Origin of the sequence: Mesorhizobium sp. BR1-1-3 (assembly GCF_020165455.1) — a bacterium.
Lineage (GTDB): Bacteria > Pseudomonadota > Alphaproteobacteria > Rhizobiales > Rhizobiaceae > Mesorhizobium > Mesorhizobium ciceri.
In genome coordinates, this window is the sequence record NZ_JAIUIC010000001.1 from 427,928 (window position 1) to 440,415 (window position 12,488).

At 62.5% G+C, this 12,488-nt stretch carries 14 protein-coding genes; 6 read left to right on the top strand and 8 right to left on the bottom strand.

The window, feature by feature from the left end:
- Window positions 1-18 precede the first annotated feature (18 nt).
- The 3 genes from LB559_RS02155 to LB559_RS02165 all read left to right on the top strand — a co-directional run bounded on the left by LB559_RS02155 (window position 19) and on the right by LB559_RS02165 (window position 2,160).
- Window positions 19-252, top strand: coding sequence for a BolA/IbaG family iron-sulfur metabolism protein (locus tag LB559_RS02155; protein ID WP_010909092.1), 234 nt, complete (start codon window positions 19-21; stop codon window positions 250-252).
- Window positions 253-392: 140 nt separating this feature from the next.
- Window positions 393-728 (top strand): Grx4 family monothiol glutaredoxin, encoded by a 336-nt coding sequence (grxD, locus tag LB559_RS02160; protein WP_013532137.1) that lies wholly within the window; start codon window positions 393-395, stop codon window positions 726-728.
- A 163-nt stretch (window positions 729-891) separates the two neighbouring features.
- On the top strand, window positions 892-2,160 hold the full coding sequence (locus tag LB559_RS02165) for a multidrug effflux MFS transporter (RefSeq protein ID WP_013532138.1): 1,269 nt from the start codon (window positions 892-894) through the stop codon (window positions 2,158-2,160).
- On the opposite strand, the gene LB559_RS02170 is transcribed toward LB559_RS02165, so the two are convergent.
- The 4 genes from LB559_RS02170 to rpsD form a co-directional block, all read right to left on the bottom strand.
- Window positions 2,157-2,564 (bottom strand): hypothetical protein, encoded by a 408-nt coding sequence (locus LB559_RS02170; RefSeq protein ID WP_064995401.1) that lies wholly within the window; start codon window positions 2,562-2,564, stop codon window positions 2,157-2,159. The genes LB559_RS02165 and LB559_RS02170 overlap by 4 nt on opposite strands.
- A 59-nt stretch (window positions 2,565-2,623) precedes the next feature.
- Window positions 2,624-3,451 carry an inositol monophosphatase family protein gene (locus LB559_RS02175; protein ID WP_013532140.1) on the bottom strand — a complete coding sequence of 276 codons (828 nt, stop codon included), beginning with the start codon at window positions 3,449-3,451 and terminating at the stop codon, window positions 2,624-2,626.
- Complete coding sequence (gene ttcA / locus LB559_RS02180) at window positions 3,441-4,325, bottom strand: tRNA 2-thiocytidine(32) synthetase TtcA (RefSeq protein ID WP_224619619.1); 885 nt, start codon at window positions 4,323-4,325, stop codon at window positions 3,441-3,443. Before ttcA ends, LB559_RS02175 begins: the two co-directional genes overlap by 11 nt.
- A 107-nt stretch (window positions 4,326-4,432) precedes the next feature.
- On the bottom strand, window positions 4,433-5,050 hold the full coding sequence (gene rpsD / locus LB559_RS02185; protein ID WP_013532142.1) for a 30S ribosomal protein S4: 618 nt from the start codon (window positions 5,048-5,050) through the stop codon (window positions 4,433-4,435).
- 371 nt (window positions 5,051-5,421) lie between these two features.
- Between rpsD and LB559_RS02190 the strand changes: the two genes are divergently transcribed.
- The gene (locus tag LB559_RS02190) at window positions 5,422-5,631 is read left to right on the top strand and encodes a hypothetical protein (RefSeq protein WP_013532143.1); all 210 of its coding nucleotides are present in this window, start codon (window positions 5,422-5,424) and stop codon (window positions 5,629-5,631) included.
- 112 nt (window positions 5,632-5,743) lie between these two features.
- Here LB559_RS02190 and LB559_RS02195 read toward each other — a convergent pair whose 3' ends face one another.
- The 3 genes from LB559_RS02195 to LB559_RS02205 all read right to left on the bottom strand — a co-directional run bounded on the left by LB559_RS02195 (window position 5,744) and on the right by LB559_RS02205 (window position 7,704).
- Window positions 5,744-5,932 (bottom strand): DUF3008 family protein, encoded by a 189-nt coding sequence (locus LB559_RS02195; RefSeq protein WP_013532144.1) that lies wholly within the window; start codon window positions 5,930-5,932, stop codon window positions 5,744-5,746.
- A gap of 64 nt (window positions 5,933-5,996) precedes the next feature.
- On the bottom strand, window positions 5,997-6,797 hold the full coding sequence (murI, locus tag LB559_RS02200; protein ID WP_064995403.1) for a glutamate racemase: 801 nt from the start codon (window positions 6,795-6,797) through the stop codon (window positions 5,997-5,999).
- Window positions 6,790-7,704 (bottom strand): RNA methyltransferase, encoded by a 915-nt coding sequence (locus LB559_RS02205; RefSeq protein WP_064995404.1) that lies wholly within the window; start codon window positions 7,702-7,704, stop codon window positions 6,790-6,792. Before LB559_RS02205 ends, murI begins: the two co-directional genes overlap by 8 nt.
- Window positions 7,705-7,917: 213 nt before the next feature.
- Here LB559_RS02205 and LB559_RS02210 point away from each other — a divergent pair, with 213 nt between their 5' ends.
- Window positions 7,918-9,129: an NADP-dependent isocitrate dehydrogenase gene (locus LB559_RS02210; protein ID WP_224672944.1), complete on the top strand. Its 1,212-nt coding sequence runs from the start codon at window positions 7,918-7,920 to the stop codon at window positions 9,127-9,129.
- A gap of 12 nt (window positions 9,130-9,141) precedes the next feature.
- Window positions 9,142-9,768, top strand: a complete 627-nt coding sequence (locus tag LB559_RS02215; protein ID WP_224672945.1) for a glutathione S-transferase family protein — start codon at window positions 9,142-9,144, stop codon at window positions 9,766-9,768.
- Window positions 9,769-9,820: 52 nt separating this feature from the next.
- Here the strand turns inward: LB559_RS02215 and alaS are convergent, their stop codons facing one another.
- Window positions 9,821-12,487 carry an alanine--tRNA ligase gene (alaS, locus tag LB559_RS02220; RefSeq protein WP_224619625.1) on the bottom strand — a complete coding sequence of 889 codons (2,667 nt, stop codon included), beginning with the start codon at window positions 12,485-12,487 and terminating at the stop codon, window positions 9,821-9,823.
- Window position 12,488 lies beyond the last annotated feature (1 nt).

A 12,488-nucleotide genomic window follows, 5' to 3' on the forward strand; every position in this document is an offset into this window, starting at 1 on the left:
TCGAAACAGGATTTTGCCATGGCAATGGATGCCCACGACATCGAAAAACTGATCAAGGACGGCATTCCGGACGCCAAGGTGACGATTCGCGATCTCGCCGGCGACGGCGACCACTATGCGGCCGAGGTGGTGGCCGAGAGCTTTCGCGGCAAGAGCCGCGTCCAGCAGCACCAGATGGTCTATGACGCGCTGAAGGGCAATATGGGCGGCGTGTTGCACGCACTGGCGCTGCAGACCAGCGTTCCCGACTGACCTTAGCGCTTGGCCCAACACGGCTCATCCTTTGCGCCATTTCAGCCACGGCGCGGCTAACGTCTTGTTTCGAGCAATCGTTGGGTTTATTTGAAGGGTATGTTTCGAGCCTGACTCCCACAGGCGGGAAAGGATATTCCATGAGCGGCATCAACGACTACATCGACAATGAAGTGAAGGGCAACGACGTCGTCCTTTTCATGAAGGGCACACCTGGTTTCCCGCAATGCGGATTTTCCGGCCAGGTCGTCCAGATCCTCGACTATATCGGCGCCGACTACAAAGGCGTGAACGTCCTGGACTCGGCTGAACTGCGCCAGGGCATCAAGGAATACTCCAACTGGCCGACGATCCCTCAGCTCTACGTCAAGGGAGAATTCGTCGGCGGTTGCGACATCGTGCGCGAGATGTTCCAGGCTGGCGAGCTACAGACGTTCCTCGTCGAGAAGGGCGTCAGCGTCAAAGGCGCCGCCTGATTTCTGTTTTGTGCATGCCCGAAATCGACGTTGATTTTCGGGCATCGAGCACCAGGCACCGGGGCAACCCCACCTCGGCAATTTTCATGTCCTGACCCCAGGACCAGGACGAGCCAATGCGCCGGCCCGCCGGCGCATTTTCGTTTGAAAGATCGGACTTGCCGTGGACCAGCCAAGACCAGCGCCGCAATCGGCAAGCAAACTGCCCATTCCGCGCTGGGAGTTCATCGCTCTGTGCGCGGCGCTGATGGCGCTGAACTCGTTGGCCATCGATATCATGCTGCCGGCTCTGCAGCAGATCGGCGCCTCGCTCGGCGTCGAAAATGAAAACCACCGGCAGTACGTCATAACGGCCTACATTCTGGGCTTCGGTGGCGGGCAGCTGTTCTTCGGGCCGATCTCGGATCGCTTCGGACGTCGCGCACCACTGGTCGCAGGGCTGGTGATTTATGTCGCCGCGGCTGCGGCCGCCGCCGTTGCACCAAGCTTTGAAACACTTCTGCTGTGCCGGGCCGTGCAAGGCATCGGTGCAGCCGCCACTCGTGTCATCGCGGTCTCGATCGTGCGCGATACGTTCGACGGCCGGCGCATGGCCGAGGTGATGTCGCTGATCTTCATGGTGTTCATGGCGATACCGGTCATTGCTCCCGGCATCGGCCAATTTATCATGCTGTTTGCGACCTGGCATTGGATCTTCGTCACCATGGCCGTCGGTGCGCTGCTCGTCTCGGCCTGGTCGCTGCTGCGCCTTCCTGAAACGCTGCATCCCGAACATCGCCGGCCGCTGACGCTCAACTCCATTGTCGGCGGGTTTCGTATCGTTCTCACCAACCGCATTGCGATCTGCTATGCCTTCGCCAGCACCTTCATTTTCGGCGCCATGTTTGGCTTCATCGCTTCGGCGCAGCAGATCTATGTCGACATTTTCAAAGTCGGCGAGATGTTCCCGGTCATCTTTGCTGGGGTTGCGGGCGTGCTCGCCTTCTCCAACTTTCTGAACTCGCGCCTTGTCGGCCGCATCGGCATGCGCCGCCTGTCGCAGAGTGCGTTGCTGCTGTTCCTGGTCATCAGCCTTGCCTGGCTGGTGATTTCGCTGGAGATGAAGATGCCGCTCTGGCTGTTCATCACCTTCTTTGCCTGCGCCATGCTTCCATTCGGTGCGCTCGGCGCGAACTTCAACGCGCTGGCCATGGAGCCGCTCGGCCAACTGGCCGGCACGGCTTCGTCGATCCTCGGTTTCATGCAGACGTTTCTCGGCGGCATTCTCGGTACGCTGATCGGCCAGGCCTTCAACGGCACGGTGACGCCGCTGGCCGCCGGCTTCTGCAGCGTCTCGGTCGCCGCGCTGCTGATGATCTTCATCGCTGAGCGCGGCAAGATGTTCCAGCCACAGAACCCGCCCGTTTCAGGGCACATCACCGACTTGCATTAGGACGCACCTTCAAGGGCTGCCGTGAACCGAGGGGCAAGCATGCGCCCCGCAATTGCTTCGCCCATGCTGTCCGAAAAGTGCAATGGCAGAGCGTCATCGAGTGCCCTGAGGATGGATGCCACGAAGGCCCGGCTGCGCTGGGCATCGGTTCCCAGATCGGAATATGTGGCGCGAGGTTTGCCGATCAGCGTGCCGTTGCGGCGAAGCGAGAACCGCAGCGTGAGGGACATGCCCGCGGTTCCGGGTGGCGGCTTCCAGCAGGCATAGATCGCGTCCGACATCTCCTTTATCGTGTCGACGAGATCGGTACTGCGACAGCTGCGCTCTTGCGACCTTGCTTCCAGGGAACTGGCGAACAGACCGGCGGCAAGAGCCACCGCGACAAATGCAAACCGAGGTTTCATTCGAGAGCCTCCGGATTTGCGCGAGATTGTACTGCTTTCGGCTAATGCAGCAATCGATCCTACTGCGCCCAGAGCTCGCGGCGCAATTCGTGCCAGCTTTCCTTGTCCGGCGCGACAAGCAGGCCGCCGCCGAGATGCGAGGGCAGATAGGCGCTGCCGTCGAAGCGCGCCGCATGGCCGCCGGCCTCGGCATGGATCAGCACGCCGGCCAGGTGGTCCCACGGCATCAGCTTGTTGTAGACGACGAAGTGGGCATGGCCGCTCGCCAGCAGGCGATATTCGTGCGCGGCGCAGCGATAGGCGAACTGCGACAGGATCTTGGTCTGGTTGCGCGCCAGGCGTGTCCGTTCCGGCTCGGCCATATATTGCCAGGAGACAGAGCCGGTCATCTCCGAGATCGGCGCGGGTACCGCTACATGCACCTTCTCGATGCTGCCATGCGCATGCCGGATATGGCTGCCGGCGCCCCTGGCGCCAATCAGCCAGTCCTTGCCGACGGGATCGTGGATGATGCCGGCGACAGTCTCGCCCTTGACCACGACCGCCAGCATGACGCCGAACAGCGGCACGCCGGAGGCGAAATTGAAAGTACCGTCGACCGGGTCGATGACGAAGGCCAGATCGGCATCGCCCAACCCGTTTAAAAGCGCTGGATTGTCGGAACAGGCCTCCTCGCCGACGACCATCGCTGAGGGATACCGCTCGCGCAGCCGCGCGGTGATCAGCCGCTCGGCATTGACGTCGGCTTCGGTCACCAGGTCGGCGGCCGACGTCTTCTGCCTGACATCGCCATCGCCCAACCGGCGAAAGCGCGGCATGATCTCGGCAAGTGCCGCCTCGGCCAGAATGCCGGCCAGCCAGTCGATCGCGGTGTCGTCAAATGTCATCGGCTTGCCTTGTGGTGAGGGTCTTGAGGGCAGCGAAATCGAACAGCTTTCTGTCGAGCAGATGCGATGGCCTGCTGTTCGACAGCGCGCGCAGCATCGTATCCTTGCGGCCCGGCATGCGCTTTTCCAGATCCTCGAGCATCGCCTTCATGGCGTTGCGCTGAAGACCTTCCTGGCTGCCGCAGAGATCGCAGGGAATGATCGGGAATCGCATGGCGGCAGCGAATTTTTCCAGATCGACCTCGGCGCAATAGCTCAAGGGCCGCAGCACCATGACGTCGCCTTCGTCATTGAGCAGTTTTGGCGGCATGGCGGCGAGACGCCCGCCATGGAAGAGGTTCATGAAGAAGGTCTCGAGAATGTCCTCGCGATGGTGGCCGAGCACCAGCGCCGAGCACCCCTCCTCGCGTGCAATGCGGTAGAGATGGCCGCGCCTGAGACGCGAGCAGAGCGAGCAATAGGTGCTGCCCGCCGGCAGCTTGTCGGTGACGACGGAATAGGTGTCCTGATATTCGATCCGGTGCGCAATGCCGTTGCTGTCGAGATAGTCCGGCAGGATATGTTTGGGGAAATTCGGCTGGCCCTGGTCGAGATTGCAGGCCAGAAGATCGACCGGCAAGAGCCCGCGCCATTTTAGGTCGAGCAGCACCGCGAGCAGGCCGTAGGAATCCTTGCCGCCCGATAGCGCTACGAGCCAGCGCTGGCCGGGCTTGACCATCGAGAAATCCTCGATCGCCTGCCGGGTCAGCCGCAGCAGCCGCTTGCGCAGTTTGTTGAACTCGACCGAGGACGGCACGTCGGCGAACAGCGGATGGAAACCGCCTTCGCTGTCGGCGACCGGTTCGAGCGTTTCAATGTCTGGAAGCATGTTCATGGCATGTCGCTTTCAATGGCCCAGAGCGCCGGATTAGCGGACATGACCGACAAAGAAAAGGCCGCCTCGACGGGCGGCCTTCGCAGGATGTCGCAGAACGCGCTCGTTTAGCGCGAATAGAATTCGACGACCAGGTTCGGTTCCATCTGCACGGCGAACGGAACATCCGCCAGGCCGGGGATGCGCGAGAAGGTCGCGACCATCTTGTTGTGATCGGCTTCGATGTAGTCCGGCACGTCGCGCTCGGCGAGACCGACCGCTTCCAGAACGATGACCAGCTGCTTGGACTTTTCGCGGATTTCGACGACATCGCCCGGCTTGCAGCGGTACGAGCCGATGTTGACGCGCTTGCCGTTGACGTTGACGTGGCCGTGGTTGACGAACTGACGGGCGGCGAAAATGGTCGGCACGAACTTGGCGCGGTAGACGACCGCGTCGAGACGCGACTCGAGCAGGCCGATCAGGTTCTCCGAGGTGTCGCCCTTGCGGCGGTCAGCCTCTTCATAAACCTTGCGGAACTGCTTTTCCGAAACGTCGCCATAGTGCCCCTTCAGCTTCTGCTTGGCGCGCAGCTGCAGGCCGAAATCGGAAAGCTTGCCCTTGCGGCGCTGGCCATGCTGGCCGGGGCCGTATTCACGCTTGTTGACCGGGGACTTCGGGCGGCCCCAGATGTTTTCGCCGAGACGGCGGTCGATCTTGTACTTCGCGGATTCGCGCTTGCTCATCGCATTCCCTTTTCAAAACAACACACCCGGAACCTCATGGTCCGGGTGAAGGAAACGCGCCCTCCTCTGGCCTCCGTTTTCGAGACCTGACAGGGTTTTCCCACGCAACGCGGCGGAAAACCCACGGGACACGTCAGTTCAAACAAGATAGTAGAATTGGATTTCCATCTTGCGCACATAAAGAAAACCACCGGGCATTGCGGCCCGGTGTTGGCGCGCTGATTAAACGGAGATTTAACCGGTGTCAAGCTTGTGGCTGGCGTAGGCCATGGCGACGATATAGCGTCTCTGGGTTGAGTACAGTGCCGGATGTGGCGGGAGGTTGCGCCAGCGGCATCAGGAAGGGACCGGAGCAGAGGAGCTACATTCGCATGAAGAAATTCTTCCTTACCCTGACAGGAGCCGCTGTGTTGGCGGGATCCATGGCGGTCATGACACCGGAGCCGGCTGAGGCCAGGCATTGGCAAGGGCACCGGCACCACCAGGCTTGCCGCATCGTGATCAAGAAGAAAATTATCTGGCGGCACGGCCACAAGAAGGTCATCCGCTACAAGATCAAGCAGTGCAGAGGGCGCTGGTAGGCTCCAATCCGGTCTCAGGCGGCCGACATCACTTCAAAGCCCGCGGTTTGGCCGCGGGCTTTCGATTCCGGCTCGTGTTCTTCGGCGTTTCCCTTGAACGGCGGACCGCACTCTAGCCTTTCGACTTCTTCTCCGGCAGGCCCTTGCGCTTCGTCTCGGCGAATTCCTCGAGCTGCTTTTCGCTCATCGATTCGTACATTCCCTTGGAAGCGCCCTGGAGTTCGCTCTTCTTGGTCTCGCCGCGCTTGGCCGACAGAGCCGCGCCGGCGGCTTTCTGCTGGGCTTTCGAGGTGGCTGGCATGGCTCTTTCTCCCGTTGGCATCAGGAGAAAAACGCAACGACTGCCGTGATGTTCCGCTTCGCAATCACGACATCGCCAACCCGAACCCCTGCATCAGGCGGCGGGTGGGGAAATCGGCTCTTTTCGATGTGAAGACGGCAAGGTCGGGCCCTTCAGGCAACATCTCGCCACGACCGCTCGGATCGATGTCGGCGAGAAGCGACAGCGCCCGGCGCGCGATCGCTTCGGCGGGGTCGAGCCAGTCGACCGGCCAAGGCGCCGTCTTGCGCATACGATTGGCCAGAAAGGGGTAGTGTGTGCAGGCGAGCACGACGATATCCGTACGCAGCGCATCACGTTCGACGAAGCATGGCGTGATCTCGGCGCGCACGGCCTCCTCATCGACGAAGCCCTCACGCATGTAGATCTCAGCCAGTCCCGCCAGCCTGTCGCTGCCGACCAGGCGGACATGGCATTTCTGCGCCCATTTGCTGATCAGGTCGCGCGTGTACTGGCGCTTGACGGTGCCAGGCGTCGCCAGCACCGAAACCAGCCCTGAGCGCGTGCGTTCCGCCGCCGGCTTGATCGCAGGCACCATGCCGACAAAAGGATGCTCGGGAAATCTGTCGCGCAGCGCGTCGATCACCAACGTCGAGGCGGTGTTGCAGGCGATGACCGAAATGGCCGGCGCAAACCGCTCAAGCAGTTTGCCGAAGACTTCGAGGATATGCACCCTCAGCGCCGGCTCTTCCCAGGCGCCATAGGGAAACGCAGCGTCGTCGGCGACATAGATAAAGCGGCGGTCGGGCATCAGCACGCGCGCCTCGCGCAGTACGGTGAGCCCGCCGATGCCCGAATCGAACATCAGGATCGGCCGCTCAGTCATTGTCGGTTCCTTTTCCGCCAAGCGGCGGTATGTCATCGTCCTTGCCGGCGCCGGCAAGGCGCGCCGCTTCCGCCTTGCGGGCCCGCGCGGCGGCCGCGGGCAAGCGCCGTGGATCATCGCCAGGGGACCCGTCGCCGCGCGGCATCGCCGGCGAAAACCTGTCGAGCGACGAGATGATGCCGCGCAGCACCTTCAGCTCCGGTTCGGCAAAACCGGCGCGCGTCAGCACCGCACGCAGATTGTCGATCATTTTCGGCTTCTTCGGTGCCGGCCGGAAATAGCCGCGTGCTTCCAGTGCGCCTTCGAGATAGGCGAACAGGCCGTGCAATTCCTCCTTGCTTGCCGGCTTCATGTCCGGGCCGGAAAAATTGGTCTTGGTCTCGTCTTCCAGGCCGGACTTCATCCATTCGTAGGACATCAGAAGCGCGGCCTGGGCGATGTTGAGCGACGAGAAATCGGGATCGACCGGGAACGTGACGATTTCGTCGGCAAGGCCGACCTCGTCATTGTAGAGGCCGAAGCGTTCGCGTCCGAACAGGATGCCGGTGCGCTGGCCCATCACGTGGCGCGCCCGCAGCAATCTGCCCGCCTCCACCGGCCCGCGCACGGATTTGAAGCCGTCGCGCTGCCTGGCCGTGGTGGCGAAGACGAAGTTCAGGTCGGCGAGCGCCGAGGCCAGATCGTCAAAGACGGTGACGGCGTCGATGACATGATCGGCGCGGCTGGCCGCCGCGCGTGCCTTCTCGCTCGGCCAACCGTCACGCGGATTGACGAGGCGCAGCTCCGACAGACCGAAATTGGCCATGGCGCGCGCGACCATGCCGATGTTCTCGCCAAGCTGAGGCTCGACGAGGATGATCGCCGGGCCGGCGACTGCAATGCTATCAGGATCTTTGGTGACGGGCATGATTGTCAATGAACTGCTGTTTGCGGCATTTCAGCGTCCCCTGCCATATTCGGCCGGGAAAATGAAGCATTCGCAAATGACGACGGCTCTGGCCAATTCGTGACCGATCGCCGTTTGCGTGGCCAAAAGCGCTTTGATATACGGGCGACATCTCCCGGCCCAACGCCACGCGGGCAAGGCCGTCCCACATCCCAGCAACGAGGCATTCTTTCCATGGCGAAGATCAAGGTGGCGAACCCGGTCGTCGAGCTCGACGGCGACGAGATGACCCGCATCATCTGGCAGTTCATCAAGGACAAGCTGATCCACCCTTATCTCGACCTCAAGCTGGAATATTACGACCTCGGCATCGAGCATCGCGACGCCACCAACGACCAGGTGACCATCGATTCGGCCAACGCCATCAAGAAATACGGCGTCGGCGTGAAATGCGCGACGATCACGCCTGACGAGCAGCGCGTCGAGGAGTTCAAGCTGAAGAAGATGTGGAAGTCGCCGAACGGCACTATCCGCAACATCCTTGGCGGCACGATCTTCCGCGAGCCGATCATCATGAAGAACGTGCCGCGCCTGGTGCCCGGCTGGACCAAGCCGATCATCGTCGGCCGTCACGCTTTCGGTGACCAGTACCGCGCCACCGATTTCCGCTTTCCCGGCAAGGGCAAGCTGACGATCAAGTTCGTCGGCGAGGACGGCAAGGTGATCGAGCACGACGTGTATGATGCGCCCGGCGCCGGTGTCGCCATGGCCATGTACAATCTGGACGAGTCCATCCGCGAGTTTGCCCGCGCCTCGCTGAACTATGGCCTGCTGCGCAATTATCCGGTCTATCTGTCGACCAAGAACACCATCCTCAAGGCCTATGACGGCCGCTTCAAGGACATCTTCCAGGAAGTCTACGAGGCTGAATTCGAGGCCGAGTTCAAGGCGAAGAAGCTGTGGTACGAACACCGCCTGATCGACGACATGGTTGCCTCCGCCCTGAAATGGTCGGGCGGCTATGTCTGGGCCTGCAAGAACTATGACGGCGACGTGCAGTCCGACACGGTGGCCCAGGGTTTTGGCTCGCTCGGCCTGATGACCTCGGTGCTGATGACGCCGGACGGCAAGACCGTGGAAGCGGAAGCCGCGCACGGCACCGTTACCCGCCACTATCGCCAGCACCAGAAGGGCGAGGAAACCTCGACCAATTCGATCGCCTCGATCTTCGCCTGGACGCGGGGGCTCGCCCACCGCGCCAAGCTCGACGACAATGCCGAGCTGAAGCGCTTTGCCGACACGCTGGAAAAGGTCTGTATCCAGACGGTCGAGTCCGGCTTCATGACCAAGGACCTGTCGCTGCTGATCGGCCCCGACCAGCCCTGGCTGTCGACCACCGGTTTCCTCGACAAGATCGACGAGAATTTGCAGAAAGCGATGGCCTGATAAGTAAGCAAGATGGGCAAGCCCATCGTCTACGGGGCGGATTACAGCGTCTATGTACGCATCGTCCGCCTCGTATTCGCGGAAAAAGGCATCGACTACGAGCTTGTGCCGGTCGATGTCTTTGCCGCCGAGGGCGTTCCCGCCTGGTATTTCGAGCATCATCCGTTCGGCCGCATCCCGGCCTTCGCGCATGACGGGTTTCGGCTGTTCGAGACCAATGCGATCGCCCGCTATATCGACGAAGCCTTCGACGGGCCGGCGCTGCAGCCTGCCGATGCGCGCACCCGCGCAACCATGAACCTGATCATCGGCTTGCTCGATGCCTACGCCTACAGGTCGATGGTCTGGGATGTCGCCGTCGAGCGGCTGGAGAAGGCTCAGCCGGATGAGGCGTTGATCGCCGGCGGCCTTGCTCAGGCGAGCAAAGCGCTTCGGACGCTGTCCGCGCTGAAAGCGCCGGGACCGTGGCTGCTGGGCGACCAGCTGACGCTGGCCGACCTGCATGCCGCACCGATCATCGGTTATTTCGTCAAGGTCGCCGAGGGGCAAAATCTGCTGGCCGAGTTCCCTGATATCCGGGACTGGTATGCGCGCATTGCGGCTCGGCCGAGCTTCGTGCAGACTGAAAAAATCGGCTGATAAGTGACGTCCGCTGTCCCTCCAACCGTTGCTTTAAATTCAGTCCACTCGCCTACGCCGCTTCGAGTGCCGCCCTTACCGCAGCAATCGCATCATCGGCCTTGGAAGCGTCGGGGCCGCCAGCCTGGGCCATGTCGGGCCGTCCGCCGCCGCCCTGCCCGCCGAGTGCTGCGGAGGCCACACGGACAAGGTCGACGGCGCTGAAGCGGCCGACGAGGTCGTCGGTGACGGCGACGACGACGCTGGCCTTGTTGTCCTCACCGGAGCCGACGAAGACGACGACGCCGGAGCCGAGCGACGTCTTGCCGGCATCGGCCAGCGGCTTCAGGTCCTTCGGTGAGACACCTGAGACCGTCTTGCCGAGGAAGCCGACACCGGCGACCGTCTCATTGGCGGCTGGAGCATCGGCAGACGATCCGCCGCCCAATGCCAGCTTCTTGCGCGCTTCGGTCAGTTCCTTTTCGAGCTTCTTGCGCTCTTCGAGCAGCGTCTCGACGCGCGCCGGTACATCGGCCGGCGAAATCTTCAACACGGCTGCCGTCGCCTTCAAACGCCTGTCTTGCTCGTCGAGATGTTTGCGCGCGGCTTCGCCCGTCAATGCCTCGATGCGGCGCACGCCGGCGGCGACCGCGCTGTCCGATACGACACGCACGAGGCCGATATCGCCGGTCGCCCGGACATGGGTGCCACCGCAGAGCTCGACCGAATAGGGCCGGTTCGCCTTGGCGCCGTGCAGGCCGGTGCCCATCGACACGACGCGCACTTCGTCGCCGTACTTTTCGCCAAACAGCGCCATGGCGCCCTCGGCGATGGCATCGTCGACCGACATCAGGCGCGTGGTCACCGGGCCGTTCTGGACGACGATCTCGTTGGCCATGCGCTCGACCTCTTCGAGGTCTTCGGCCGAAATCGGCTTGTTGTGCGAGATGTCAAAGCGCAGGCGCTCGGGCGCGACCAGCGAGCCCTTCTGTGCGACATGGCTGCCCAGCACTTCGCGCAGCGCCTCATGGATCAGATGCGTCGCGGAATGGTTGGCGCGCAGCCTCGAGCGCCTTGCATGATCGACCTTCAGCTCGACAGCCGCGCCCGTCTTGACGGTGCCGCTGGCCACCTTGCCGATATGCACGAACAGCCCGTCGGCCTTCTTCTGCGTATCCGAAACCTCGATCGAGAACCCCTCGCCGGAGATGACGCCGGTGTCGCCCATCTGGCCGCCGGACTCGGCATAGAACGGCGTCTGGTTGACGACGATCGCCACCGCGTCGCCCTTGCCGGCGCCGTCGACAGCCTTGCCGTCCCGGACAAGCGCCTGGATGATGCCTTCCGCAGCTTCAGTCTCATAGCCGAGGAACTCGGTGGCACCGGCCTTCTCGCGCACCGAGAACCAGATGGTCTCGGTGGCGGCGTCGCCGGACCCGGCCCAATGCTTGCGCGCCTCGGCCTTCTGCTGCTCCATCGCGTTGGTGAAGCCGGCAAGATCGACCGAGATGCTGCGCTGGCGCAGTGCGTCCTGCGTCAGGTCGAGCGGGAAGCCATAGGTGTCGTAGAGCTTGAAGGCCGTCTCGCCATCCAGCATGTCGCCGGCATGCAGCGTTTCGGTCGCCTCGGAAAGCAGGCCGAGGCCGCGCACCAGCGTCTTGCGAAACCTGGTCTCCTCGAGCTTCAGCGTCTCGGTGATCAATTGTTCGCCGCGCAGCAGTTCCGGATAGGCCTGGCCCATTTCGCGCACCAGCGCCGGCACCAGCTTCCACATCAGCGGTTCGTTGGCACCGAGCAGCTGTGCATGGCGCATGGCGCGGCGCATGATGCGGCGCAGGACGTAGCCCCTGCCTTCGTTCGAGGGCAGCACGCCATCGGCGACCAGGAAGGAGGACGAGCGCAGATGATCGGCAATGACCCGGTAGGAGGCGACCGTCTCCTTGTCGGGACCATGCCCGATCGCGGACGAGGCCGCGTCGATCAGGTGACGGAACAGATCGGTCTCGAAGACGCTTTCCACCCCTTGCAGGATGGACGCCATGCGCTCCAGGCCCATGCCGGTGTCGATCGAGGGGCGCGGCAGGTCGATGCGCTCCTCCTTCGTCACCTGTTCATACTGCATGAATACCAGGTTCCAGAATTCCAGGAAACGGTCGCCATCTTCCTCCGGGCTGCCGGGAGGGCCGCCCCAGATGTGCTCGCCGCGGTCGATGAAGATCTCCGAGCACGGCCCGCAGGGTCCGGTGTCGCCCATCGCCCAGAAATTGTCCGAGGTCGCGATGCGAATGATGCGGTCGTCGGAAAAACCGGCGATCTTCTTCCAGAAGCCGGCCGCCTCGTCATCCGTGTGATAGACGGTGACCAGCAGCTTGTCCTTGCTCAGCCCGAATTCCCTGGTGATCAGGTTCCAGGCAAGCTCGATGGCGCGCTCCTTGAAATAGTCGCCGAAGGAGAAGTTGCCGAGCATCTCGAAGAAGGTCAGATGACGCGCGGTGTAGCCGACATTGTCGAGATCGTTGTGCTTGCCGCCGGCGCGAACGCTCTTCTGGGCGGTCGAGGCGCGCGAATAGGGCCGCTTCTCCAGGCCGGTGAAGACGTTCTTGAACTGTACCATGCCGGCGTTGGTGAACATCAGCGTCGGGTCGTTGCGCGGCACCAGCGGACTCGACGCGACGATCTCGTGCCCCTCCTTGCGGAAGTAGTCGAGAAATGTCGACCGGATTTCGTTCACGCCACTCATG